The sequence below is a fragment of the Gordonia sihwensis NBRC 108236 genome (assembly GCF_000333035.1).
Classification (GTDB): domain Bacteria; phylum Actinomycetota; class Actinomycetes; order Mycobacteriales; family Mycobacteriaceae; genus Gordonia; species Gordonia sihwensis.
On sequence record NZ_BANU01000010.1, the window covers coordinates 26643 to 50359 of the forward strand.

The following is a 23717-nucleotide window of genomic DNA, read 5'->3' on the forward strand; positions in this document are numbered from 1 at the left end:
CGGGTCAGCCGAAAGTAGGGTATGACCCTGACCCGGCGCACGAGGGAGCACCGCGGGCGGCGGGATACGGTGACACACGTGCACCCCGACGACTATCAGCCACAGCTCACGTGGCGCAGCCATGCGTGGCGGCTCGCGGTGGTGCTCGCCGTCTCCGGACTGGTCTGGGGCACGCGGGCCGGCTACCAGTGGCAGTACGCGAGGTGGTGGTTCGCGGCTGATCTGCTCCTCGGCGTGCTGTCGTTGATCGCGGTGCACTGGCGTCGGAGGTATCCGGTCGCGGTGGCGATGGCGACCAACGTGGCTTCGACGGTGTCCGCGTCGGCGGCCGGACCGTCGATGCTGGCGCTGGTCTCGCTGTCGACCCGGCGACGGTGGCGGGAGATCGTTCCGGTCGCGGCGGTCGCGATGGTGTGTTCGCTGTTCTCGCAGCTGTGGCATCCACCCGACGAACCCGAGCCGACCGTCATCGACTACTTCGTCGTCGCGGTGATCCTACTGCTCACGATCGCGTGGGGCCTGTACCTCGGATCGCGGCGTGAACTTCTCGCCTCGTGGCGGTCTCGGGCCAAACTGGCCGAGGCGGAACAGGAGGCCAGGGTCCGGCATGCGAGGGCCACTGAGCGCGGCCGGATCGCGCGCGAGATGCACGACGTGCTCGCTCACCGGATCTCCACCGTGCACATGTACGCCGGAGCGCTGGCATTTCGCGACGACCTGCCGGCCGATCAGGTCCGCGATGCGGCGCGGACCATCGAGCAGATGTCGGCGACGGCGCTGACCGAGTTGCGCGAGGTGCTCGGTGTGCTCCGCGACGATCCCGGTGACGCGTCGCCCGAGCAGCCTCAGCCCGGAGCGGCCGACATCCCCGACCTCATCGACGAGAACCGCGGGCACGGAATGAATCTCGCCTTCGACTGCGACGCCGACCTGGCGGCGATCCCCGACGGGGTGGGGCGCACGCTCTACCGCTGTGTGCAGGAGGGTGTCACCAATGCGCGCAAGCACGCTCCGGCGACAGCGGTCGCGATCGGCCTCGACGGTGCACCCGACCGCGGTGTCGACCTGGTGGTGAGCAACCCGCTGCCCATCGGCGACCACAAGTCGAGAGTGCCGGAGTCCGGCTTCGGACTCGTCGGTCTCGCCGAGCGGGTGGAGCTTCGCGGCGGGCGGCAGTCGGCGCATCTGACGGCCGACGGCCGGTTCGTCCTGCGGGTGTGGCTACCGTGGCAGACTTGACGTCTCGATTGATGATCGTCGACGACGATCCGCTGGTCCGGTCCGGACTCCGGCTGCTGGTCGGCGGCGACCCCGGTCTGGAGGTGATCGCCGAGGCAGGAGACGGCCGAGAGGCACTGGCCCGGTACGCGGCCGATCCGGTCGATCTGCTGTTGATGGATCTGCGAATGCCGGTGATGGACGGTATCGACGCGACCGCCGCGTTCAAGGCGGCACCGAATCCGCCCGCCGTCATCGTGCTCACCACTTTCGACGCCGACGAGTACGTGGTCCGAGCGCTGGCTGTCGGCGCCGACGGGTTCCTGTTGAAGGACACTCCGCCGGCGGAGATCATCACGGCGATCGGACGGGTGCTGGCTGGGGAGCCGGCGCTGAGCCCGTCGGTCACTGCGGCGCTCATCAAGCAGGTCGTCGACGGCCGGGACGGAAACCGGGAGTCCACGGCCCGGGAGGCGGTGGACGCGCTGACCGGTCGTGAGCGAGAGGTGGCCGTCTGTCTGGCTCGGGGCGCGTCGAACGCCGAGATCGCCTCGGAGCTGTACATGTCGGTGGCGACGGTCAAGGCCCACATCTCCCGGATCTTCACCAAACTCGACGCCGCCAACCGGGTGCAGGTCGCGATCCGGATCCACGACGCCGGACTCACCTGAGCCGGCGGAGTAGGGTCGGGGACCATGAACATCGGGGACACCGCATCGGATTTCGAGCTGCCCGACCAGAACGGTCGACGGCGACGTCTCTCCGAACTGCTGGCCGGCGGGCCGGTCGCGCTGTTCTTCTATCCGGCGGCGTTCACCCCGGGCTGCACCAAGGAGGCGTGCCATTTCCGGGACCTCGCAGCGGAGTTCGCTGCCGCGGGAGTGCAGCGGATCGGGATCAGCCGGGATGACGTCGCGAAGCAGAAGAGCTGGACCGACGAGCACACCCTCGACTACCCGTTGCTGGCGGACGTCGACGGCGCCGTCGCCTCCGCATATGGTGTCCGGCGTGGATCGTTGCTGGTGAAGGTCGGCATGCCGACCAAGCGGGTCACGTTCGCAATCGGCTCCGACGGAGTCATCGCCGATGTGATCGCGTCGGAGATCAACATGAACGTGCACGCCGACCGCGTGCTCGAGGCCCTGGCGCGGTAGCCGATCAGGGCGGTTACCGGCGCTCGGCTCGGGGACCCGGGCGTTCGGCCGGGCGGGGACCTGTGGCGGCGAGCGCCGCGTAGAAGAGAAGCAACGACGACGCGGCGGCGAAGTTCAGCCGGAGGTCGCGGGCCCGGACGTGTGCTCCGACCGCGAGGCAGAAGTACACCGTCAGCATGACCGCCGTGAAGCGGGCCAGCATCGGGAACCTCGGGGCCGCGGCGAGTCCCGCCGCCGACGCGGCCTTGACCACCGGAAACACCCACCGTTGGTCCGCGGGATAGCCCACGTCGTCCAGACATCGCGCGACGTAGGGGATCGGGCCGAGGCAGATGATCGCATCGGCGGACTGGCCCGCGGCGGCGAGCCGATACACGAGGGGATCCCGGAGCAGATCGGTCGGCACGTTCATGTCAACCGATCGTACGGTCGGCGGGGATGGACGACAATGGTGAGATGACTGATTCCGCTGTGTCCTCGTCCGTCTCCGACGGCGTCGGCGTCCTCACCCTCGACGACCCCGACCGCCGAAACCCCTTGTCACTGGCCACCATGCGGGCTGCCACCGAAGTCTTGCGCACTTTCGGCGAGAACCCGGAGGTGCGGGTGATCGTGATCAAGGCGCACGGTCCGGCGTTCTCCGCCGGCCACGACCTGTCGGAGATGGTCGAGCGCACGGTCGACGACGAGCGGGAGATCTTCGCGGCCTGCACCGACCTGATGACGGCGGTCCACGACGTTCGCCAGCCGGTGATCGCCCAGGTCCAGGGAATGGCGCTCGCAGCGGGCTGCCAGTTGGTCGCCACCTGCGATCTCGCGGTGGCCGCCGACAGTGCACGGTTCTCCACGCCTGGCGTCCGCATCGGGCTCTTCTGTTCCACTCCGATGGTCGCGCTCAGCCGTGCCGTCGGGCGCAAGCGCGCCATGCATATGTTGCTGACCGGCGACATGGCCGATGCCGCGACCGCCGTCGAATGGGGCCTGGTCAACACCGCCGTGCCCGCCGCCGATCTGGAGAGCACCGTCGCGGAGCTGGCCGGGCGGATCGGCCGGTTCAGCGGCGACACCCTCGCCATCGGTAAGCGGGCCTTCTACGACCAGATCGATCGCACCGAGCCGGAGGCGTACGCCGCGATGACCGAGGTGATGGCGACCAACGCCGTCACCTGTGATGCCCAGGAGGGTATCTCTGCGTTCCTGGGCAAGAGGGATCCGGTGTGGCGATCGTAGACGGCGCCACCGTTCAGCCGGACGACGCTCCTCGCGCGGACCCCGCGTACCACACCGGCCCGGTGAGCAGCCAGATCGCGGTGATGACGCCGAGAGTCTTGAACAGACTGAACAATTCGTCGCGCTGGCCGGCGTCGGCGACCGTGAAACCGAGGACGAGCACCACCGCTCCGGCGATCGCGGCGGCGGCGAGCCAGCGGCCGAACTCGGCCCACTCGTGCCGGAGCCGTACCGGTCCCCGCTTGGGCACCGGGACGGGTGCCGGGCCGTCGGCGTACCGGTGCGCGAACCTGACATCGGCCCACCGGATCAGCCGCGGTCCGAAGACGACGGTCACGCCCAAGTAGATCGGCGCCAGCCGGTGGGCCAACCCGACGTCGCCGCCGGAGTGGAGGTCGAGTGCCACGGCCGCGAGGAGCGCGACGTCGAGCCCCGGGACGGCCGCCAGTACCAGTGTCGAGAGGCGCTGCGCGCGGACCAGGTAGCGCAACGCCAGTCCGCCGGCGACGAGTACCCAGAAGCCGACTTCACAGCCGGCGATGGTCAGCAGTACCGGGTCGGTCAGATCGTTCATGCGTTCAGCATCGGGCGGATCGCCCGAAGGCACATCCCTCATTCGGCTCGTCGGCGTCATCCCTTCGGCGGACCCGAAGCCCCGCGACGTGTGCTGTAGTGATGTCTGATGATGTCGATTCCCAGATTCTCGTCGACGACGGTGTCGGCTCTCGGCACACTGGTCGTCGGTCTGCTGCTGTGGGTCAGTGGGGCGTTCACGCTGATCCAGGGCTGGGGCGGGCATTCGGCTCCGGTCAAGATCGCGATCCTGGTGGCGGCGTTCGTCGTTCAGCTCGCGGCGCCTCGCCGACCGTCGGCGGCGCTCGCGATCATGGTGGTTCTCATCGCGCTCGACCTTCCGTCAGGTGCGTCCCTTCCGCTCTGGATCTCCTTCACCGACGTCATCTTCGCGGTCATGACGGTCGGATCCGCGCGGTTGCGCAGGTTCGTCGGTGTCGCCTGCTTCGCGGTGACGGTCGCGGGTGCGGTGGCTGTGGCGCTCGCGGCGGATCCGCGGGCCGGTGTGCTGGTGGGCCTGCTCGGAGTGGCCTTCCTCGTCTCGCCGCTGGGCTACGCGCAGTCGGTGCACGCCACCATCCGGGCGGCGCGGGCCGAACAGTCGGCCGCCGCAGCCGAGCACGCCGCGGCGCTGGCGGAGGAACGTCGCCGGGTGTCGCGGGAACTGCACGACACGGTGGCGGGCCACGTGTCGGCGATCGCGATCCTGGCCGAGGCCGCACGTGAGGCACCGGACCCGAAGCCGGTGATCGCCTCGATGCGCTCCAACAGCCTGGCGGCGCTGTCGGAGCTGCGGGAGATGATCGACGTGCTCGCCGCCGACGGCGATGACACTCCGACTGTCCGCTGGTCGTCACTCGCTCCGTTCGTGACGGCGGCGGAGGCGGTCGGCTCGGCCGTCGAGGTGCACGGCGACACCGAAGGTCTTCCGCTCGCGATCGAGACGGTGTTGACCCGGATCGCGGGTGAGGCGCTGGCGAACGCGACGCGCCACGAGCCGGGACAGCCCGTCGCGGTGCAACTGGTCTCAGCCGGAGAGATCGTCGAGATGACGGTCAGCAACGGTCTCACGGACGGACGTGCGATGGCGCGCGGCGAAGGCGACGGATCGGGAGGAAATGGATTGCGCAACATGATGATTCGCGCCGAGAGCATCGGCGGGTCCGCGACCGCCGGTGTGGAGGGCCGACGATGGGTGGTTCGCGTGCGGGTGCCGGTGGTGCGGGCGTGAGCCGGACGCGAGTGGTCCTGGCCGACGATCACGCCGCGGTCCGAGAAGGCCTGCGGCTGGTGTTGGAGTCGTCGGGAGAGATCAGCGTGGTGGGCGAGGCGTCGAACGGTGCCGATGCCGTCGACGCGGCCGAGAGGCTGCGGCCGGACGTGGTGGTGATGGACGTCCGCATGCCGGGGACGGACGGAATCGCCGCCACCGCCGAAGTCATGGCGCGTACCGACGCGGCCGTCCTCGTCCTGACGACCTTCGACATCGACGAATACGTGCTCGGCTCACTGGCGGCCGGAGCGAGCGGGTTTCTGCTGAAGTCGGCGTCCGGCGCGGAACTCGTCGACGGTGTCCGACGTGTCGCGCAGGGCGACGCGGTGCTCGATCCCGCGGTGACCCGGGTGGTGGTGGACGCGATGCGATCACGTCCCGCCGAGCCCGCTCCGGATCTGAGTGACCTCACCGAGCGGGAGATCGAAGTCCTCGGCGGTCTCGGCGCCGGACTGTCGAATGCGCAGATCGCCCGCCGCCTGATGATCGGGGAGGCGACGGTGAAGACCCACGTCTCGCGGGTGCTGATGAAGCTGGGCGTGCAGTCGCGGGTGCAGGCCGCTGTGCTGGCGGCACGATCGGGCATCGAGTTGTGAGGCGGCGGCTTTGTCAGAGGGCGGCGGTATGATTCGAACATAGAAGCACAGCAGGAGTGTTCTCGGGCACTGTGCAGGTGGAGGGGGGTGGGTTCGATGGTCGCGTCAGAAGTGCTGCCGGACGATCCGGCCGACCTCGCCCGCCTGTTGGAAGCTGCGGCGACCAAGTTCGCGTCCCTGCCACTGTCCGCGGTCCCAGAAGACACCCTGCTGGAAACCGTCGAGACATTGGAACGTACTCATCGTCGTCTCGACGGTGTGGACGCCGCGGTGTTGGTGGAGGTCTCCGACCGGGCCGTGTATCGCAAGGCGGGGTATTTGTCGGTGCATCAGTATTTGGCGCAGGGGTTGCGGCTCGGTGACGGTGCCGCCCGCCGCCGACGTGTCAGTGCCGCCGGGATCGGACGGTTCACCGACCTGCAAGGCCAGACCCGCGAACCGGTACTGCCGGCGACTGCTGTCGCGGTGGGCGAGGGTGCGATCGGTGCCGACCACGTCCGCGAGATCGACGCCGTCATGGACAAGATCCCCACCGCCATCGACGCCGGCACCCGAGCACGCGCCGAGGCGCAGCTGGCGTGGGTCGCCCGCGAGTTGAGTCCGGCCGGTGTCCGCACCGCCGGCATCCGACTGCTGGCGCACCTGGATCCGGACGGGACCGTCACCGACGAACGCGACCGCAAACGCCTGCGCGGCTTCACGATCCTGCCACAGGATCTGCGGCTGATGAGCAAAGTCCGCGGGTATTTGACCCCGGCGTTGCGGGCGGAAATGGAGGCGGCACTGCCGTCGTGGGCGGCACCGGGGATGAACAACCCCGACGACCCGGACTCCCCGTCGGGGACCGTGGAGTCGGCCGACCCGGCCGCTCTGGCGGCCGCGGTGGAGCGTGATACTCGCACGCCGGGGCAGCGCACCCACGATGGTCTGCAGGCGCTGCTGCGCGCCTCCCGCACTGGTGTTGGGGGTGGTCGGCGGTCGGGTGATCTGGTCGTCACCGTCACCGACCGGGAGTTGGCCGAGCGGGCGGGGGTGGCGTTGACCGCGACCGGGACCCGGGTGCCGGTGGCGGAGTTGATCGAGGTCGCCGCCGCCGCGACCCCGCATCTGGCCGTCTTCTCCGGTCATACCGGACAAGCCCTCTACCTCGGTCGGGGACGGCGGCTGGCGTCGCGGGCGCAGCGGTTGATGCTCTTCGCCCGCGACCGCGGCTGCACCGCCCCCGGCTGCGACGCCCCGTTCTCCCGGACGCAGGCCCATCATTTCCCGGACTGGGCCGACGGCGGGCCCACCGACATCGACCACCTCGGGGCGGCGTGCGGGCGTCACAATCGCTCCGTCGGCCCCCGCCGCGGGCAATGGCAGACGATGATCCTGATCGACGGTCCCCACGCCGGCCGCGTCGCCTGGCGACCCAGCGGCAACACCAGCCGCGGCGGGACAAGACCGCCCGGGTGGCGGATCAACCAGATCCACCACGCCGAACTGTTACCGGGCCACGAACCGCAGCCGCCGCCCGAACCCAGCGAATCTCGCATCGAGAACTACCTCGACACACTCCTGGCCGCCTGACCGGACACACCCGGCCGGGAGCACGGAAGTGCGGTGGCCGTCAGCTGACGAGCTTCAGCCCGATGACGCCTCCGACGATGGCGATGATGCACACGATCTTCGCGATGCTCGCGGTTTCGGTGCCGGTGATCATGCCGAAGACGACGGCTCCGGTGGCGCCGATCCCGACCCATATCGCATACGACGTTCCGGTCGGCAGTTCGCGCATCGCGTAGGCGAGGCCGCCCATGCTGATGACGAGTGCGACGAAGAAGACGATGGTGGGGATGAGGCGGAGAAGACCTTCCGACCGTCCCAGGGCGGTGGCCCACACCGCTTCGAAGACGCCGGAGAGGATCAGAACGAGCCAGTGCATGAGTGCTCCTCGTCCACCGTCTTGTCGCAGACCGGGTACGGCGGGCTCGTCCGGGCGCCCCGCCACGGGGCGTCGCCACGAAGGCTACCCACCCGGTCGCACGACGGCCAGACGCCGATGACGGATGGAGACCACGACCACACCGAACGGCGTCCCGTCCGAAAACGCGAGTGTCTAGAAATCTCCGTTGTCACGCCGAAGCGACCGGATCGACTCCACCAACTGACGCGCCTGGGCGCTGGTCATTCCGACATGGGAGAAGACGCCGTTGTTCAGCACTGCCGTCGCCTTTTCGACCAACTCCCGGCCGTCATCGGTGATCGACACGAGTGTGGTGCGGCCGTCGCTCGGGTGCGGTATCCGCTTCACCAGCCCGGCGTCGGCGAGGCGTGCGATCGCGTGGGTGGCCGAGGAGACGTGCACCTGAAGCCGGTCGCTCGCCTTGGAGATCGGCAGTTCGCCGTGCCGGGTGAAGGCCAGCAGCCGCAACAGCTCGAAACGGGAGAAGGTGAGGCCGAACGGTTTGAGCTCCTGCTCGACGCGCGCGAGCATGATCTGGTGCGCGCGCATCACCGACGTGACGGCCTCCATGCCGTCGGCGATGTCGCCGCCCCAGCCTGCGTCTTCCCAGTTGCGGCGGGCCAGGGCGATCGGGTCGCGCTCGTTCGACTCATGATCCACCCCGGCCACACCACTCCCATCGTCTACGGCTGCGCCGAGCTCGAGATCAGCGCAGGGTTTCGATTATCGCACTGAAGTCGAGATCGCTGTGCTCGGCGGCGAAGGCGTCGTACAGTTCGGCCGCGTGTGAGCCGAGCGGTGCGGTGGCGCCGGTGGTCGACACGGCGTCCATCGCCAGGTGCAGATCCTTGTTCATCAGCGCAGTGGCGAACCCCGGCCGGAAGTCGTTGGCTGACGGTGCCGTCTCGACCGGCCCGGGCACCGGGCAGTTGGCCGAGAGTGCCCAGCAGTTGCCGGTGGCACCGGTCACCACGTCGTAGAGCGCCTGATCCGAGAGCCCGAGCTTCTCCGCCAGAGTGAACGCCTCACCGACCACGATCTGCTGCACGGCCAGGATCATGTTGTTGCACAGCTTGGCGGCCTGGCCGTTGCCCGGTCCGCCGCACGGCACCACCTTGCCCGCCATCGGCGCCAGGATCGGCTGTGCCGCGGCCAGTGCCGCGTCGTCGCCACCGACCATGAAGGCCAGGGTTCCGGCCGCCGCTCCCTTGACCCCGCCGGAGACGGGGGCGTCGAGCTGCATCATGCCCGCGGCGACGGCGAGATCGTGTACGGCACGCGCGTCCTCGACCGAGATGGTGGAACTGTCGATGAACAGCTGACCCGGCGTCGCGTGCGGCAGCACGGTGTCATACACCGCCCGCACCGCTGCGCCGCTGGGAAGCATGGTGATGACGACGTCGGTTCCGGCGACGGCCTCCTCCGCCGACTTCGCTGCGCGGACACCGTCGGCGACGGCCGCTTCCAGCAGTTCGGGGACGAGGTCGAAGCCGACCACCTCGTGTCCGCCCTTGACCAGGTTGGCGGCCATCGGTCCGCCCATGTGACCGAGTCCGAGGAAAGCGATCGTGCTCATCGGTTGCCCTTTCCGGCGGTGACCCGCTGCGCCTCGGCGCGACCGATCACCATCCGCATGATTTCGTTGGTTCCTTCAAGAATGCGATTCACCCGCAGGTCGCGGACGATCTTCTCGATACCCGTCTCGTGCAGGTATCCGTAGCCGCCGTGCAACTGCAGCGCCTGATCGGCGACGGTGAAGCAGCTCTCGGTGACGAATCGTTTCGCCATCGCGCACAACTCGACCTTGTCGGGATCGTCGGCGTCGAGTGCCTCGGCCGCCCGCCACAGGAGCAGTCGGGAGGCCTCCAGGGAGGTCGCCATCTCGGCGAGCGTCGCCGAGATGGTGGGTTCGGCGATCAGCGGCTTGCCGAAGGCCTCACGCTCGGTGGCGTAGACGAGCGCCTTGTCGTACGCGGCTTGCGCACCGCCCATCGAGCACGCGGCGATGTTCAGCCGCCCGCCGTTCAGGCCGTTCATCGCGATCGAGAATCCCGTGCCCTCGCCGTCCGGGCCGCCGAGCATCGCATCGGCGGAGACCCGGACGTCGTCGAAGATCACCTGGGCCGTGGGCTGGTTGTGCCAGCCCATCTTGGCCTCGGGCGGACCGAAGGACAGCCCCGGCGTGCCCTTCTCGACGACGAACGTGGAGATTCCGCGGGGGCCGGCGTCACCGGTGCGCGCCATCACCACGTAGACGTCCGAGACACCGCCGCCGGAGATGAACTGCTTGCTGCCGCGAAGCACGTATTCGTCGCCCTCGCGGCGGGCCGACGTCGACAGCGCCGCGGCATCCGACCCCGCGCCGGGCTCGGTGAGGCAGTAGCTCGCGATGTGCTCCATCGACGCCATCTTCGGAACCCAGCGCTTGCGCTGCTCCGTGGTGCCGTAGGTGTCGACCATCCACGTGCACATGTTGTGGATCGACAGGAACGCCGCGGTCACCGGATCGGCCTTCGCCAGTTCCTCGAAGATCCGCACACCGTCGATCCTCCGCAGACCGGAGCCGCCGACGTCCTCCTTGGTGTAGATCGCGGCCATCCCGAGCGAACCCGCCTCGCGCATCTCATCGACCGGGAAGTGCTCGGTGGCATCCCATTCGAGAGAGTGCGGGGCGAGCCGCTTGCGGGCGAAGTCGCGGGCCGCTTCGACGACGATCCGATCGTCGTCGGGCAATTTCGGATAGGGCATGTCGTTACCTGATACGCCTGTTCTCTCGTTCCGCGACGGGCCTCAGTGCATGGTCGGGATGGAGAACTCGGCGCCCTCCTTGATGCCCGACGGCCAACGTGAGGTGACGGTCTTGGTCTTGGTGTAGAACATGATCGACGCGGGGCCGTGCTGGTTGAGATCGCCGAAGCCGGAGCGCTTCCAGCCGCCGAAGGTGTGGTACGCGACCGGCACCGGGATCGGCACGTTGATGCCGACCATGCCGACCTCGACGCGCGAGGTGAAGTCGCGCGCGGTGTCGCCGTCGCGGGTGAAGATGGCCACGCCGTTGCCGTACTCGTGCTCGGTGGGCAGCGCCAGCGCCTCCTCGTAATCGTGCGCGCGGACGATGGTGAGCACCGGGCCGAAGATCTCGTCGGTGTAGATCGACATGTCCTTGGTGACGTGGTCGAAGAGGGTGGGGCCGAGGTAGTAACCGCCTCCGAGATCGGTGCCGTTGAACGAGGCCTCGGTGGCGCCCTTGCCGCGACCGTCGACGACGAGTTCGGCACCCGCGGCGACGCCCTGTTCGATGTAGTCCACCACGCGATCACGTGCGGCGGCGGTGATCAGCGGACCGTAGTCGGCCTTGGGGTCGTGGCTGTGACCGACGCGCAGCGCTTCGACCCGCTCGACGAGCTTGGCGCGCAGAGCGTCCGCGGTCGCGTCTCCGATCGGGACGGCCACCGAGATCGCCATGCAGCGCTCGCCGGCCGAGCCGTAGCCGGCGCCGATGAGGGCGTCGACGACCTGGTCGAGGTCGGCGTCCGGGGCGATGATCATGTGGTTCTTGGCGCCGCCGAAGCACTGGCTGCGCTTGCCGTTGGCGGCGGCCGTCTCGTAGATGTACTGCGCGATGTCCGACGACCCGACGAAGCCGACGGCCTTGACGTCGGGGTTCACGAGCAGTGCGTCCACGGCGGTCTTGTCGCCGTGCACCACCTGGAACACACCGTCGGGCAGGCCGGCTTCGGTGAACAGCTCGGCGAGGCGGACCGGAACGGACGGGTCGCGCTCCGAGGGCTTCAGGATGAAGGCGTTGCCGCAGGCCAGGGCGGGGCCGGCCTTCCAGAGCGGGATCATGGCGGGGAAGTTGAACGGGGTGATGCCGGCGACCACGCCGAGCGGCTGCCGCATCGAGTAGACGTCGATGCCGGTGCCCGCGCCCTCGGTGTACTCGCCCTTGAGGAGGTGGGGGATGCCGACCGAGAACTCGATCACCTCGAGTCCGCGCTGCACGTCGCCGCGGGCGTCGGCGACGGTCTTGCCGTGCTCGCTCGAGAGCAGCTCGGCGAGCTCGTCCATGTTCTGGTTCACCAGCTCGATGAACTTCATCATCACGCGGGCGCGGCGCTGCGGGTTCATGGCGGCCCACGTCTTCTGGGCCTCTTTGGCGGTGGCGACGGCGGCGTCGACTTCGGCGGCGGTGGCCAGCGGCACCGTGGCCTGAACCTGACCCGTGCTGGGGTCGTAGACGTCGGCGGTCGCGCCAGTCGCGGCGACGTGTGCGCCGTTCAGGTAGTGATCGATGGTCCGCAGTGCAGTCATGCGCCGTCCTTCCAGAGGCATCCGTTCGTGACGTGAACCACGATATACTTGGACATCCAAGTAATTCAAGAGGGAGCCGGACATCTGCAGGTCGGCGACGGTTTCAGTGGGGAGTCAGCATCCTCTCCACTGCGGTTCGCGCTTCTGCGCGAAGGCCGTGACACCCTCGCGGAGATCCTCCGAGACGAGGACGGTGTCGAGGACCGCGAGGCTCTCGTCCACGGCCCGGACCGTGTCCGGCTGCGATTCGGATCCGGCCATCGCCGCCAGTGAGGCGCGAACGGCGACCGGTGACGCGGCCAGGATCTCCTCGGCCACGGCGCGGGCGGCGGACATCACTTCACCGTGCGGTGCCACCCTCGACACCAGGCCGTACGCCAGCGCCTCCGCGGCGTCGATGCGGCGTCCGGTGAGGATCATGTCGCGGGCGAGGGCGGGCGGGACGACGCGGGAGAGGCGGACCAGCCCGCCGGCCGCGGCGACCAGACCGACCTTCACTTCGGGCAGACCGAAGGAGGCCTCCTCGTCCGCGACGATCACATGGCAGGCCAGGGCGATCTCGAGCCCGCCGCCGAGGGCGAAACCGTTCACCGCGGCGATCACCGGCTTGATCCGGTCGCGCCGCGCGGTGAGCCCGGCGAAGCCGTTGGCGGGCATCGCGAGGCCTCCTTGGGCGCCGGCGCTCAGATCGTTGCCCGCCGAGAACGCGGCCGAGCCGGCGCCGGTCAGGATCGCAACCCACAGATCGGGATCGGCGAAGTACGCGTCGAAGACGGAGTCCAGTTCCGCGTTCGCCGCCGGATTCAGCGCGTTGCGGACCTCGGGCCGGTTGATCGTCACCTCGAGCACCCGTCCCTCGCGCCGGACGAGCAGATGCTCGTACCGCTCGGCGAATCCGACCGCCGCGCGCGGATGGCGCGCATCGAGGACGTCGCGTGTGCGTGCCGCGTGGTTCTGGTTCGTCGACGCGCGGACGAAGATCGGCGTTCCGATGGGGTCGTCGTCGGCGCGCAGCAGATCGAGCAGGCCGGGGTCGTCCACGGCCGCGACGAACCGGGCGCCGTCGCCGAGCCGGCCGACCACGGTGGCTCCGGGGGCCTCGCCGTCGGGATCGATGACGACGAACGACTCGATCGTCGCCGGGCCGTTCGGATAGTGCGCCACCCGCACCGACGGTGCGGCGTCCAATTCGCGTTGCAGGTCGGCGGAGGTGCTCGGACGCCAGGGAGCGGGGACGGACGAGTACACGCCCACCGAGTACTTGCTCAAGACGCCGCCGTTGGCTGCGACCAGGCCGAACGAGCCGGGCTCGCGCCGCGCCCGCGACACGATCTCCGCGATGCCGTGCATCGAATAGTTGTTGCCGGGCCCGCCGAAGTAGGGGAGCCCGCCGGTGACGGTCAGTCCACGGGGGTCGTCGGGCGAGAGTCCGAGCTCGTCGATGACGTGCGAGACCGCGACCGGGAAGCAGCTGTACAGATCGAAGTGCGCGACGTCGTCGACATCGGTGCCCGCCAGGCGCAGTGCCTCCCGGACAGCGGCGACCGACGCGGGTCCGCGGGAGAGGTCCGGCCGGGTCAGGAGCGGCTTCTCCCGCAGGTCGGCGTGGCCGTGGACGAAGACCCAGCGGTCGGCGGGGATCCCCGCCGACCGGGCGGCCGCGACGGACATCAGTACCGCGGATGCGGCCTGGTTGACGTGGTCGCGAGCCACCATTCGGCGCGGGTAGGGGACCGAGACGCGGCGGTTGCGGTCGGTGACGGTCGCCAACTCCTCGGCGGTGAACTCCTCTCGGGCGGCGGCGAAGGGGTTCCGCGCCGCCACACGCGTCATCGGTGCGAACAGCTCGCCCATCGACCGCGCGTACTCGGCGGCGCCGAGTCCGAGACGGTGGCGCCGCGCGTTCTCGACGATCGAGTACTGGGAGATGGGGATGACGACCCCGTGCTTCACCTCGTCGATCGAGGTGAGGCCGCCGATCGAGTAGCCACGGTCCTCCAGTTGCCCGCCGACGGTCTCGCTGAAGTCCGGTGCGGTGCCCGAGCGCTGGGCGTGGCGGACCGTCGACATCACCTCGGCCCCGAACAACACCACCGCGTCGGCACGCCCGGCGGCGATCTCGGCGCCGAACTCGTTCACCAGATGCTGCGGGCTCTGCCCGCCGGTCACCTCTTCGACGGCCCTGCGCGGATCCATGCCGGTGCGGCGTGCCACCGCGCGCGGCATGTTGTCCGGCCGGCCGAAGGGCGACGACGACGCCGGGCTCGACCGCTCGAACGATCGGACCGCCACCACGGTGTCGACGAGGCGTGCCACGTCGTCGGCCCCGGTGTCGGCGAGCGCCGCGCTCACCGCGCGGGCCGCGAGGTCGGCCTCGGAGAGGCCCGCGTAGTCGGCGTCGTCGATGCGTTCGGCTGCCTGGCCGACCCCTACGATGACCGGTGTGGTGGGTGGAATGTCATCGAGGCGGTACACGCACTCCGGCCGGGACGCGGATGCGCCGGGAGTGGGCTGTGCGGGTGTGGGGGCACTGGACACGGGTGGAGCCTTTCCGGCGCCGCGGCCGCGACGCCTGACACTGCACCGCATTATGCCCACGTTGCCATCGAGCGATGGCGAGGAGGTCTCGTGAGCGCGTTGACGCCGCCCGACGCGGCGATGTACTGGCGATCGTTGACCACGGCGAACGATCAGTTCCTGTTGTATGCGTTCGACGCGCCGGACGACCCGTCGGCCGATCCGTTCGCCGAACTCGCGCCCCGCGCGTCCGAGATCGCAGACCTGCGTCTCGGCGTCGCCCGCGTGCCGTGGGATCTCGGGTATCCGCGCTGGCGCGCGTCGCGTCCCCGTCCCGAGCAGTTCTGCCGACACCCGGCCACCACGTGGACCGAATGCCTGGCCGCCCTGGGGCACCTCATGGCGAGCGGCGACCGCACCGCCGGGCCGCTGTGGCGGTTGCATCTGTTCGAATCGCTCACGGATGTGCCCGACGCCGACGGCCCGGCCAACATCGTGGTGCTCCAGATCTCGCATGCGCTCGGTGGCGGGCGGCGGGTCTCGGCGATCGCACGACGGTTGCTGACGCAGGGTCGGCCCGACCGGGTGCGCAGCGGCGCGCCGCTTCCCTCCGCCGTGGCCTCCGCAGTGGCCGCCGCCGCGGGCGCCGCGGCCATCGTGCCGCGACTGGCGACCGGAACCGTCGCCGGTGCGGCCGCGTGGATGCTCCGATCCCGTTGCGGCACAGCGGAAACACCGGGCGCCGACGTGATCGAGCCGACCGTGCTCAATCGTCCGGATCCCGGCGCGGTGGAGCTGCGGACGGTGACGCTGCCGCGATCGTCGGTCCGGCGGCTGGGATCCTCGGTCACCGTCGGGGCACTGGTGGGGCTGGCCGAGGTGCTCGGGCGCTTCGGCGGGACGAGTCCTGACGGCCGGGTGGTCGCAGAGGTCGCCGTCTCCCGTGAACCGGCGACCCGAGAACCGGCGGCTCGGCGCCGGAACGACTTCTTCTCCGTCGGCGTCGATCTGCGCCCCGACCTCGATCGGCGTGCTCGATCCGGGGCGATCGCGAGCCAGCTCGACGCGGCGCGGCGGCGAGACCGTTCTGCGGTGGCCCGCGTCGACCGCTGGGCGGCCGACCGCGCTCCGTCGGTACTGGGATCGCTGGCCGTCCGGCTCTCGTCCGCGGCGCCGGTCCCGGAGCGGGTGGCGGGTGCGACCGTGGTCTCGTCGGTGAACCGCGGCGACGGCGACCTCCGGCTGGCGGGCGGTCGAGTGCTGTTCACCGCGGGGTTCCCGGCCTTGTCCGCGGTCCACGGACTCACCCACGGCGTGCACGGAATCGGTGCGACGGTGACCGTGTCGATCGCCGCTCGCGGAACCGCCGCGCGGACCGTCGACGAGTACGCCGCAGCGGTGCGCGCGGCCTTCGGAGGAAGCCCGGCGACGCCACCTTCGCACGCGTAGCATTCGCATATGACTGCTTATGTGACCCAGAACCCCGCCACCGGCGTCGTGGAGCGCGAGTTTCCGACGATCACCGACGACCAGATCGATCCGATCCTGGAACGCGCCGAGAAGGCATATCGCCAGTGGCGGCAGACCCCGATCGAGCAGCGCGTACAGATGCTTCGCGACACCGCCGCGGCGTACCGCGACCGGGCGTCCGAACTGGCCGCGGTCATCACGAAGGAGATGGGGAAGCCGACCAAGCAGGGTCTGGGTGAACTCGCACTGACGGCGATGATCTACGACTGGTACGCGGACAACGGCCCGGCTCTGCTGGAGACCGAGCAACTCGATCCGCAGGGAGCCGCGGAGTCGATCGTCACCCGCACGCCGATCGGCCCGATCCTCGGCATCATGCCGTGGAACTTCCCCTACTACCAGGTGGCCCGGTTCGTGGCTCCGAATCTGTTGCTGGGCAACACGATCATCCTCAAGCACGCCCCGATCTGCGCTGCGTCGTCGGAGCTGATGGAACAGATCGCGCACGCCGCCGGGGTTCCCGCCGACGCCTATATCAACGTCTTCGCGACCAACGAGCAGATCGCGACGATGATCGCCGATCGCCGGTTGCAGGGCGTCTCACTCACCGGATCGAGCCGCGCCGGGGCGGCGGTCGCGGAAGTCGCGGCGCGCAATCTCAAGAAGTCGGTGCTCGAACTCGGCGGATCGGACCCGTTCATCGTGCTCGACACCCCGGATGTCGCGGCGCTGGCCGCCGGCGCCGCAGCCATGCGGACGATGAACGCGGGCCAGGCGTGCAATTCGCCCAAGCGGTTCATCGTCGATGAGTCGATCTACGACGACTTCGTCACGAACCTGACGGCGGCGATCTCCGGGCTCGCGGTGGGCGATCCGGCCGAGGACGGGACCAAGGTGGGGCCGCTGTCGTCGGTCACCGCGCGTGACAACGTGGTCAAGCAGGTCTCGCAGGCGGTGGAGCAGGGCGCGACGCTGCACACCGGCGGAGAGGCCCTTGACGGGCCGGGCGCGTTCATGGCTCCCGCGGTCCTCACCGATGTGACGCCGGAGATGGACGCGTACCGCGAGGAGATCTTCGGCCCGGTGGCGGTGGTCTACAAGTTCTCGTCGGTCGACGAGGCCGTCGATCTGGCCAACGACGTCGAGTACGGACTCTCCGGTTCGGTGTGGAGCTCGGACGTCGAGGCCGCGCAGGCCGTGGCCGACCGGCTCGATGTCGGCATGGCGATGGTGAACGAGCACGGGACCTCGCTGCCCGGCCTGCCCTTCGGCGGCGTCAAGCAGTCGGGGTACGGCCGTGAACTCGGACAGTGGGGTCTCGGCGAGTTCGCCAACGTGCGGTTGCGCCGGACCGCGAAGTAGCTCAGGAGCGACCGGGGTACCGGCTGACGGCGTCGTCGGTCGGGTCCCCGGGAAGCTGCGGCCGCGTCGGTGTCTGCGGGGTCGCCGCGGTTCCGGCGCGGGTGAGGCGCTTGGGGAGCCGGTCGGCCAGCCCGCCGATCGGTGCCACGGACGCATTGAGCAGTTCCACGACCTCGTTGAGGTGGTCGACGGTCTCCTGCATCGCAGCGAGATTCGGCGGCAGCGAGGCGAGCGTCTCGGACAGCTCGGTGAACTTGTCGAGCGGTCCGCCCGGAGCGATCAGCTTCTCGAGAGCACCGTCGGCGCCGAGCAGTTGATCGAGCAGGCCCTCGTCGCCAGCGGCGCGGTCGAGCACGCCGCCGGGCTGGGACAGCTTCTCCAGCACACCGTCCGGAGCGGTCAGCTTGTCGACGATGCCGCCCTCGGATGTCAGCCGCTCGAGGATGCCCTCGTTCTCGGTGAACTGGTCGACCACGCCGCCTTCCCGGGTGAGCCGGTCGAGCGGTCCGTCCTTCGCGGCCAGCCGCATCAGGATCCCCTTCTCGTCCGTCATCTGGTCGAGCAGGCCACCGCGCTCGGTCAGCTTCTCGAGCAGACCGTCCGGAGCGGTGAGACGGTCGATCACGCCGCCCGGCTGGATCAAGCGGTCGAGGGGGCCGCCGTTGGCCAGAATCCGGCCGAAGGGGCGGTCGGGGCTCAGCAGATCGGCCACCTGGCTGAGGATCGCGAGCGGAGCCCGGACAGTGGCGATCTCGCTGTTCTCGTCGATTCCGAGCATCGAGTTCACCTCGGACTCGATGCTCTCGGCGGTGAGCCGCGCGACGTTGACGACCGACTCGACCGCGGAGAGTGCGATACCGGCCGTGGCGAAGCCGAGACGCAGTGGCAGCTTGACGGCCATCCGGACTTCGTTCGCGCTGCTATTCATGGTCGACGATTGTAGCGGTCGTCATTTCCTGGCAGCCGCCTTCGCGGCCTTCTTGAAGTCCCGAACCCGCTGGAGCGACTCCGGATCGGTGACATCGGCCACGGAACGGTATCCCTTGCGGCCGTAATCACCGGTCACCTTGGTCCACCCGCGCGGTTTCACGTCCAGTTGCTTGGCGAGCAGGGCCACGAAGATCTTGGCTTTCTGCTCGCCGAAACCGGGCAGCGCGCGGACACGCCCGAACAGTTCTTCGCCGGTACGGGCAGTGGTCCAGAGGGCGGCGGTGTCGCCGTCGTACTCGTCCACCACCGTTCGGGCGAGCTCCTGGATCCGGCCGGCCATCGACCGCCCGTAGCGGTGGATCGCGGGCGGAGTGGCGCACAACTCGGCGAAGGCCTCCGGGTCGGCGTGGGCGATCGCCACCGGATCGAGGGTGCCGAACCGCTCCAGGATCTTCGCCGGTCCGGCGAACGCCCGTTCCATCGGAAACTGCTGGTCGAGCAGCATGCCCGTCACGAGTGCGAAGGCGTCCGTGGAGAGGAGTGCGTCCGCGACCGGGTCCTGGGCGATCTGGAGGTCAGCCATGCCGCTCATGCTAGTCGCCCGCGGTCATCGGCACGCCGGTCGTCGGCGAACTCCGAGACCCTCTCCGGCGGCGCCCCGGTCGAAGTCCCGGCGCTCGCGGCTCCCGGCTGGCACACTCCCAAGCATGCGTACTGCAGACTGCTCAGCCAGGAGATCGGTTCGGGGAGTACGGCGCCGGGGGAGGGCGGTCGCGGCGGCGGGCGCGAGCGCGGCGGTGCTGGCCGCCGGGTGCGTCGCCGTCCCGCAGGCGCACGCGTCGCCCTACGGCGCCGAGTACGTGCGGTCCATCCGGTGCGACAGCGCCAATCCGTGGCCCGGTGCGCGGCTGCGGATCGTGGTCGATGTGTACACGGGCGGCCCGTTCCCGACGGACGGACTGCCGGGGCCGGCCATCACGCTCTCGTCGAACAATCCAGGCGGGGTGGGTCCGGTGCTCGAGCTGACGATGCTCACGACTGTGACCTGGCGCAACCTGTCGACCGGACGGACCGGCACCGTGCGGGTGCCCACCCGCGCGCACACCGCCGACTGGGACGTCGTGCTCCACCCGGGTCGCGGCGCCGTGCGGTTCACCGTGCATCAGAAGATCGGGGCGATGGCCTTCAACCCGATGGTGAATCCGCAGTACTCGTCGTGCACCGGAACGGCAGTCGCATGACCGCGTCGGAGACCGGGCGCACAGACGTCCCGCTGATGCGAGTCCTCGGAGTCTCGACCGCCGCAGCGGTCGGCGGCTTCCTGTTCGGTTTCGACAGCTCGGTCGTCAACGGTGCGGTGGACGCGATCCAGGGCGAGTTCGGGCTGTCGGACCTGGTCACCGGCGTCGCGGTCGCCATCGCCCTGGTCGGTTGCGCGCTCGGGGCGTGGTTCGCGGGCGGACTCGCCGACCGGTGGGGCCGCAAGAAGGTGATGCTGCTCGGTTCCGCCTTGTTCATCGCCTCGTCGATCGGCGCCGGTCTCACTCAGACGGTGTGGGATCTGATGCTCTGGCGGCTCATCGGGGGTCTGGGCATCGGCATCGCGTCGGTGATCGCTCCCGCGTACATCGCCGAGATCGCGCCCGCCCGGTTCCGCGGCGCGCTCGGTTCGATGCAGCAGCTCGCGATCACGCTGGGCATCTTCGCGGCGCTGCTGTCGGACGCGGTGCTCGCCGACAGTGCCGGCGCCGCCGCCAACACCCTCTGGCTGGACATCGAGGCGTGGCGGTGGATGTTCCTGGTCGGTGTGGTGCCGGCCGTCGTCTACGGCGTGCTGTCGCTGACGATCCCGGAGTCGCCGCGCTATCTGGTGGTCCGCGGACGTGACGGCGAGGCCTCGCGGATTCTCGCTCACGTGACCGGGGAACCCGATCCGGACGGCCGGGTCGCGGAGATCCGCCGCACTGTGAAGCTCGAGTCCGCGGCGTCGATGCGCGACCTCGCCGGGCCGGCGTTCGGTCTCCACCCGCTGGTGTGGGTCGGTATCTGGCTCGCCGTGTTCCAGCAGTTCGTGGGCATCAACGCCATCTTCTACTACTCGACCACCCTGTGGCAGTCGGTCGGCTTCTCCGAGTCGGCGTCGTTCGTCACCTCGGTGATCACGGCGGTCATCAACGTGGTGATGACCTTTGTGGCGATCGGCTTCGTGGACCGGGTGGGACGCCGACTGCTGCTGCTCTTCGGCTCCGTGGGCATGTTCGTGGGGCTGGTGCTGGCATCGGTGGCCTTCACGCAGGTCTACGACGCCGTCGACGATTCGGGCGATACGGTCTCGCGGCTCCCGACGAGTTGGGGCGTGCTGGCACTGATCGGCGCGAATCTGTTCGTCATCGCCTTCGCCGCCAGCTGGGGACCGGTGATGTGGGTGATGCTCGGTGAGATGTTCCCCAACCGCTACCGAGCTGTGGCTCTCGGTCTGTGCACCGCGGTGAACTGGCTTTCCAACTTCACCATCTCGCTGCTGTTCCCGGCCGCGATGGGCTGGGTGGGCCCGGCCTTCGTCTACGGCTTCTTCGCGCTGTGCGCCGGGATCTCGTTCTTCTACGTGCGCGCGAAGGTGCCGGAGACGAAGGGCATGGAATTGGAGGAGATGGGCTGACTCAGAACAGTCCGCCGAGGAAATTGTCGACGGCGGCCTGCTCCTGACGCTTGCCCGCCGACTCGTCGCCGGTGAGATACGTGCTCATCTTGACCTTGTTGCTTGAGAGCTGCGCCTGGGTGACGTACCGCAGCGATGCGGGCACCACGACGCTCTCGTCCACCAGGCGCTGGCTCATGAGGATCGGGCGGTTGAAGCCGCGTGCCGGGATCGCGAGCGACTTGCGCAGCGATGATGCGAGTGCGGCGTTCGACGCGAGCGGCTTCGAGACCAGGTCGGCCAGCTGCGTGCCGCCGATCTCTTTGATCAGCGCCGAAGTGCACAGCTTCTGAGCCTTCTGGACCAGGGCTTCGCCGCGCGGGGTGAGGATCGTGCCCAGGTCCTCGGTGCTCTGAGACGCCAGGGTGTAGAGGACGTCGGCCACCACGGCCGTCGGTACCGCCGAGGACGACGGACTCAGGCCGGCGACCACGTCGTCGTAGCCGGCCGGAATGCTGGTCGCGGCGGCGCCGCGGAAGTCGAGCTCACCGGTCTGCCACGCGGTCGCGTTGCGGGCCAGCGACGTGGCGGCTGCGGCGCCCTGCGTGGAGCCGACCACCGCCCACTTCGGCGACAGCGAGGACGAGCCCACGTCGGCTCCGGCACGGACCGCGTCGACGATGTTGTGCGCGGTCGCGTCGACGTCGGAGTACTGCGGTGAACCCGGCGCGCCGACGGCCGCGTAGTCGGGGGCGATGACGGCGTAGCCGCGACCGAGCAGATGGCTGAGCGTCGAGCGGTCGTCGGCATCGCGCTTGGCCGACGGGGCACATGAATCGTTCCAGCCGTCGGAGCCGTGGGCCCAGACGACGACCGGCCAGCCGGCCGCCGGCGCCTTGCCCCGGGGCTCGAGCAGCACAGCCGTGGACAGATGCAGACGCTCGTCGGCGCCGACGGACCAGTAGCTGTACTGCTGGCCGGCGGCGGCACCCGGCACCAGCGCCCGGTCGTCGATGGTCCGGTTGGCGAACACCGATCCCGCGGTCTGGCCGCCGGTGGGGGCTGGGGCGTCCTCCGGATCGGCGACGGCGAGTGCGCCGGTGACGCCGCCGACCGTCAGCGCGGCTGCCGCGGCGGTCACGACGAGGGTGCGGGCGAGCCGCTTCCGGGCGGTGATCATTATTCGGTCCTTTACGACGGGCCGCCGGGCTGCGGCGGAGTGAGAGAGTGCCGGTGCGGCCGGCACAGTAGGGATCGGCGTCAGTCCTGAACTAGTCAGTTCTGGACTGTGCCGAGCGCGGGCAGGAAGAAGCAGGTGCGGCCGGCGGTGGTCGTGGTGCCGAAGACCGCCGAGAGGATGTGGCCCTTACCGGTGTCGACGCGGGCGAGACGGACGCCGTGGAAGTTCTCGGTGTCGGTGAGCAACTGCTTGAGCGGTCCGGCGGAAGCGGCCTCCGACAGCGGCTTCAGATCGGCCAGGCCGCCCTTCATGGTGGTGGTGTTGAACCACGCGACGCGGAACTGGTCCGAGTCGGGCTTGCCGGGCGGCACCAGTGCGAAGGCCGTCTGATCCTCACCGATCGCCGTCAGCAGTTCCTTGCTGTCGGCGGGCAACAGCGAGGTGAGCGCAGTGAGCACCCCGGTGCGGTCGGCGGCGACGGTGGGCCACGGGCCGGGTGCCGCCAGAACCGGGGCGGTGGTGAGTCCGAGCGGGTTGTCGGGGGTGGGCTCGGCGCACAGCGGAGCCACGGCGGGGGACAGCAGGGACGTTCCGGTGACCTTCTGCAGCACGGTCAGCACGTCGGCGGCGGGAGCCGGTGCGGGCGCCGCGGGGACGGTGGCTGCGACCGGGGCGGGCGTCTGCGGGTCGCTCTGTCCGAGCCTGCCCAGACCGAGCTTCTCGAGGCCGGCGCCGTCGAGACCGATGCCGTTGAGAACACTCGCGCTGTCCAGGTACTTCGACAGATCCAGCCGGCCGTCGGAGGAGAGGATGGCGGTGATCGCCTCGACGGCCTTCTCGTCGCCGCCGGTGGCCTTGAGCTTGCGCAAGAGATCGGCGAGCGCGGCGTCGCCCGGAATCGTCGGCAGGGTGCGCACCTGATCGGCCTGCGGTGCGGCCGTCTGCGGTGCGGTGGAGTCGGGTGCCGACGGTGCCGTGGAGTCGGGGACTGTGCTCTGCGGGGCGCTCGTCTCGGGGACGGCGGTGCCCGGAGTGCTCGCCTCGGGCGACGGTGCCGCCGGATCGGCCCCGGCGGCGGCCGGCACAGCGAGTGCTGCGGCGGCGACTGCGAGCCCGGCGATGCCGAACCGCATCGATCGGTACGTGCGTGGACTCACTGGCTTACCTCCACAACTGCGCAACGGCCACGGCGGCCGTGACCGCTGTGGCTGATGTGACTAAAGTTTCTTAAGTTAATAATGAGAATCAACCGCTGGATTTCTCAAGGAGCGAGTCCGAGTCGTTACCTGGATGCGACCCTTTGGAGATGTCGGA

Annotated in this window: 23 protein-coding genes and 1 riboswitch; of the genes, 11 read left to right on the forward strand and 12 right to left on the reverse strand. The window is 69.6% G+C overall.

Annotated features, from left to right (window positions below):
- Window positions 1-78 precede the first annotated feature (78 nt).
- The 3 genes from GSI01S_RS07020 to GSI01S_RS07030 are packed head-to-tail and all read left to right on the forward strand — an operon-like array spanning window position 79 to window position 2372.
- Complete coding sequence (locus tag GSI01S_RS07020) at window positions 79-1239, forward strand: sensor histidine kinase (RefSeq protein WP_039867203.1); 1161 nt, start codon at window positions 79-81, stop codon at window positions 1237-1239.
- Window positions 1236-1889 (forward strand): response regulator, encoded by a 654-nt coding sequence (locus tag GSI01S_RS07025; protein ID WP_039867204.1) that lies wholly within the window; start codon window positions 1236-1238, stop codon window positions 1887-1889. The genes GSI01S_RS07020 and GSI01S_RS07025 overlap by 4 nt, the downstream gene beginning before the upstream one ends.
- A 24-nt stretch (window positions 1890-1913) precedes the next feature.
- A complete protein-coding gene (locus GSI01S_RS07030; protein WP_006895806.1) occupies window positions 1914-2372 on the forward strand; it encodes a peroxiredoxin in 459 nt (152 codons plus the stop codon).
- Window positions 2373-2385: 13 nt separating this feature from the next.
- Here the strand turns inward: GSI01S_RS07030 and GSI01S_RS07035 are convergent, their stop codons facing one another.
- Window positions 2386-2778, reverse strand: a complete 393-nt coding sequence (locus GSI01S_RS07035) for a DoxX family protein (RefSeq protein WP_372452519.1) — start codon at window positions 2776-2778, stop codon at window positions 2386-2388.
- A 50-nt stretch (window positions 2779-2828) separates the two neighbouring features.
- On the opposite strand from GSI01S_RS07035, the gene GSI01S_RS07040 reads away from it, so the two are divergent.
- A complete protein-coding gene (locus GSI01S_RS07040) occupies window positions 2829-3602 on the forward strand; it encodes an enoyl-CoA hydratase (protein WP_039867205.1) in 774 nt (257 codons plus the stop codon).
- 13 nt (window positions 3603-3615) lie between these two features.
- On the opposite strand, the gene GSI01S_RS07045 is transcribed toward GSI01S_RS07040, so the two are convergent.
- Entirely contained in the window at window positions 3616-4176 is a 561-nt protein-coding gene (locus tag GSI01S_RS07045) for a hypothetical protein (RefSeq protein ID WP_039867147.1), read from the reverse strand.
- Window positions 4177-4284: 108 nt separating this feature from the next.
- Here GSI01S_RS07045 and GSI01S_RS07050 point away from each other — a divergent pair, with 108 nt between their 5' ends.
- The 3 genes from GSI01S_RS07050 to GSI01S_RS07060 all read left to right on the forward strand — a co-directional run bounded on the left by GSI01S_RS07050 (window position 4285) and on the right by GSI01S_RS07060 (window position 7616).
- Window positions 4285-5406 carry a sensor histidine kinase gene (locus GSI01S_RS07050; RefSeq protein WP_006895810.1) on the forward strand — a complete coding sequence of 374 codons (1122 nt, stop codon included), beginning with the start codon at window positions 4285-4287 and terminating at the stop codon, window positions 5404-5406.
- Window positions 5367-6044, forward strand: a complete 678-nt coding sequence (locus tag GSI01S_RS07055) for a response regulator (RefSeq protein WP_051999620.1) — start codon at window positions 5367-5369, stop codon at window positions 6042-6044. The genes GSI01S_RS07050 and GSI01S_RS07055 overlap by 40 nt, the downstream gene beginning before the upstream one ends.
- 96 nt (window positions 6045-6140) lie before the next feature.
- Complete coding sequence (locus GSI01S_RS07060; protein WP_006895812.1) at window positions 6141-7616, forward strand: HNH endonuclease signature motif containing protein; 1476 nt, start codon at window positions 6141-6143, stop codon at window positions 7614-7616.
- Window positions 7617-7656: 40 nt separating this feature from the next.
- Here GSI01S_RS07060 and GSI01S_RS07065 read toward each other — a convergent pair whose 3' ends face one another.
- The 6 genes from GSI01S_RS07065 to GSI01S_RS07090 all read right to left on the reverse strand — a co-directional run bounded on the left by GSI01S_RS07065 (window position 7657) and on the right by GSI01S_RS07090 (window position 14781).
- Window positions 7657-7971 (reverse strand): DMT family transporter, encoded by a 315-nt coding sequence (locus GSI01S_RS07065; RefSeq protein WP_006895813.1) that lies wholly within the window; start codon window positions 7969-7971, stop codon window positions 7657-7659.
- 10 nt (window positions 7972-7981) lie between these two features.
- Window positions 7982-8047, reverse strand: a riboswitch (guanidine-III (ykkC-III) riboswitch).
- 98 nt (window positions 8048-8145) lie between these two features.
- The gene (locus GSI01S_RS07070) at window positions 8146-8661 is read right to left on the reverse strand and encodes a MarR family transcriptional regulator (RefSeq protein WP_006895814.1); all 516 of its coding nucleotides are present in this window, start codon (window positions 8659-8661) and stop codon (window positions 8146-8148) included.
- A 37-nt stretch (window positions 8662-8698) separates the two neighbouring features.
- Window positions 8699-9568 carry a 3-hydroxyisobutyrate dehydrogenase gene (gene mmsB / locus GSI01S_RS07075; RefSeq protein WP_006895815.1) on the reverse strand — a complete coding sequence of 290 codons (870 nt, stop codon included), beginning with the start codon at window positions 9566-9568 and terminating at the stop codon, window positions 8699-8701.
- A complete protein-coding gene (locus GSI01S_RS07080; protein WP_006895816.1) occupies window positions 9565-10740 on the reverse strand; it encodes an acyl-CoA dehydrogenase family protein in 1176 nt (391 codons plus the stop codon). The genes mmsB and GSI01S_RS07080 overlap by 4 nt, the downstream gene beginning before the upstream one ends.
- Before the next feature lie 42 nt (window positions 10741-10782).
- Complete coding sequence (locus GSI01S_RS07085; protein WP_006895817.1) at window positions 10783-12306, reverse strand: CoA-acylating methylmalonate-semialdehyde dehydrogenase; 1524 nt, start codon at window positions 12304-12306, stop codon at window positions 10783-10785.
- Between the two features lie 114 nt (window positions 12307-12420).
- Complete coding sequence (locus tag GSI01S_RS07090) at window positions 12421-14781, reverse strand: acetyl-CoA acetyltransferase (RefSeq protein ID WP_039867149.1); 2361 nt, start codon at window positions 14779-14781, stop codon at window positions 12421-12423.
- A gap of 153 nt (window positions 14782-14934) precedes the next feature.
- Here GSI01S_RS07090 and GSI01S_RS07095 point away from each other — a divergent pair, with 153 nt between their 5' ends.
- The gene (locus tag GSI01S_RS07095; protein WP_006895819.1) at window positions 14935-16272 is read left to right on the forward strand and encodes a hypothetical protein; all 1338 of its coding nucleotides are present in this window, start codon (window positions 14935-14937) and stop codon (window positions 16270-16272) included.
- Window positions 16273-16281: 9 nt separating this feature from the next.
- A complete protein-coding gene (locus GSI01S_RS07100; protein ID WP_039867151.1) occupies window positions 16282-17655 on the forward strand; it encodes an NAD-dependent succinate-semialdehyde dehydrogenase in 1374 nt (457 codons plus the stop codon).
- Between the two features lies 1 nt (window position 17656).
- On the opposite strand, the gene GSI01S_RS07105 is transcribed toward GSI01S_RS07100, so the two are convergent.
- Both GSI01S_RS07105 and GSI01S_RS07110 read right to left on the reverse strand, forming a co-directional pair.
- On the reverse strand, window positions 17657-18583 hold the full coding sequence (locus GSI01S_RS07105; RefSeq protein WP_039867153.1) for a hypothetical protein: 927 nt from the start codon (window positions 18581-18583) through the stop codon (window positions 17657-17659).
- A 21-nt stretch (window positions 18584-18604) separates the two neighbouring features.
- A complete protein-coding gene (locus GSI01S_RS07110; protein ID WP_039867210.1) occupies window positions 18605-19168 on the reverse strand; it encodes an HhH-GPD-type base excision DNA repair protein in 564 nt (187 codons plus the stop codon).
- A gap of 124 nt (window positions 19169-19292) precedes the next feature.
- Here GSI01S_RS07110 and GSI01S_RS07115 point away from each other — a divergent pair, with 124 nt between their 5' ends.
- Both GSI01S_RS07115 and GSI01S_RS07120 read left to right on the forward strand, forming a co-directional pair.
- The gene (locus tag GSI01S_RS07115; RefSeq protein WP_231875700.1) at window positions 19293-19826 is read left to right on the forward strand and encodes a hypothetical protein; all 534 of its coding nucleotides are present in this window, start codon (window positions 19293-19295) and stop codon (window positions 19824-19826) included.
- Window positions 19823-21244, forward strand: a complete 1422-nt coding sequence (locus GSI01S_RS07120; protein ID WP_006895824.1) for a sugar porter family MFS transporter — start codon at window positions 19823-19825, stop codon at window positions 21242-21244. The genes GSI01S_RS07115 and GSI01S_RS07120 overlap by 4 nt, the downstream gene beginning before the upstream one ends.
- A gap of 1 nt (window position 21245) precedes the next feature.
- Here the strand turns inward: GSI01S_RS07120 and GSI01S_RS07125 are convergent, their stop codons facing one another.
- Together GSI01S_RS07125 and GSI01S_RS07130 are read right to left on the reverse strand one after the other, a co-directional pair.
- Window positions 21246-22403 carry an alpha/beta hydrolase family protein gene (locus GSI01S_RS07125; protein ID WP_006895825.1) on the reverse strand — a complete coding sequence of 386 codons (1158 nt, stop codon included), beginning with the start codon at window positions 22401-22403 and terminating at the stop codon, window positions 21246-21248.
- A 95-nt stretch (window positions 22404-22498) separates the two neighbouring features.
- Window positions 22499-23560, reverse strand: coding sequence for a hypothetical protein (locus tag GSI01S_RS07130; RefSeq protein ID WP_101841542.1), 1062 nt, complete (start codon window positions 23558-23560; stop codon window positions 22499-22501).
- Window positions 23561-23717: the final 157 nt, after the last annotated feature.

What these genes read in the sequence shown, in the direction of transcription:
- GSI01S_RS07030 (WP_006895806.1), top strand. Translation starts at nt 1,914, where the DNA reads ATGAACATCGGGGACACCGCATCGGATTTCGAGCTGCCCGACCAGAAC.
- GSI01S_RS07040 (WP_039867205.1), top strand. Translation starts at nt 2,829, where the DNA reads ATGACTGATTCCGCTGTGTCCTCGTCCGTCTCCGACGGCGTCGGCGTC.
- GSI01S_RS07045 (WP_039867147.1), bottom strand. Translation starts at nt 4,176, where the DNA reads ATGAACGATCTGACCGACCCGGTACTGCTGACCATCGCCGGCTGTGAA.
- GSI01S_RS07050 (WP_006895810.1), top strand. Translation starts at nt 4,285, where the DNA reads ATGATGTCGATTCCCAGATTCTCGTCGACGACGGTGTCGGCTCTCGGC.
- GSI01S_RS07055 (WP_051999620.1), top strand. Translation starts at nt 5,367, where the DNA reads ATGGGTGGTTCGCGTGCGGGTGCCGGTGGTGCGGGCGTGAGCCGGACG.
- GSI01S_RS07060 (WP_006895812.1), top strand. Translation starts at nt 6,141, where the DNA reads ATGGTCGCGTCAGAAGTGCTGCCGGACGATCCGGCCGACCTCGCCCGC.
- GSI01S_RS07065 (WP_006895813.1), bottom strand. Translation starts at nt 7,971, where the DNA reads ATGCACTGGCTCGTTCTGATCCTCTCCGGCGTCTTCGAAGCGGTGTGG.
- mmsB (WP_006895815.1), bottom strand. Translation starts at nt 9,568, where the DNA reads ATGAGCACGATCGCTTTCCTCGGACTCGGTCACATGGGCGGACCGATG.
- GSI01S_RS07080 (WP_006895816.1), bottom strand. Translation starts at nt 10,740, where the DNA reads ATGCCCTATCCGAAATTGCCCGACGACGATCGGATCGTCGTCGAAGCG.
- GSI01S_RS07085 (WP_006895817.1), bottom strand. Translation starts at nt 12,306, where the DNA reads ATGACTGCACTGCGGACCATCGATCACTACCTGAACGGCGCACACGTC.
- GSI01S_RS07100 (WP_039867151.1), top strand. Translation starts at nt 16,282, where the DNA reads ATGACTGCTTATGTGACCCAGAACCCCGCCACCGGCGTCGTGGAGCGC.
- GSI01S_RS07105 (WP_039867153.1), bottom strand. Translation starts at nt 18,583, where the DNA reads ATGAATAGCAGCGCGAACGAAGTCCGGATGGCCGTCAAGCTGCCACTG.
- GSI01S_RS07110 (WP_039867210.1), bottom strand. Translation starts at nt 19,168, where the DNA reads ATGGCTGACCTCCAGATCGCCCAGGACCCGGTCGCGGACGCACTCCTC.
- GSI01S_RS07115 (WP_231875700.1), top strand. Translation starts at nt 19,293, where the DNA reads ATGCGTACTGCAGACTGCTCAGCCAGGAGATCGGTTCGGGGAGTACGG.
- GSI01S_RS07120 (WP_006895824.1), top strand. Translation starts at nt 19,823, where the DNA reads ATGACCGCGTCGGAGACCGGGCGCACAGACGTCCCGCTGATGCGAGTC.
- GSI01S_RS07125 (WP_006895825.1), bottom strand. Translation starts at nt 22,403, where the DNA reads ATGATCACCGCCCGGAAGCGGCTCGCCCGCACCCTCGTCGTGACCGCC.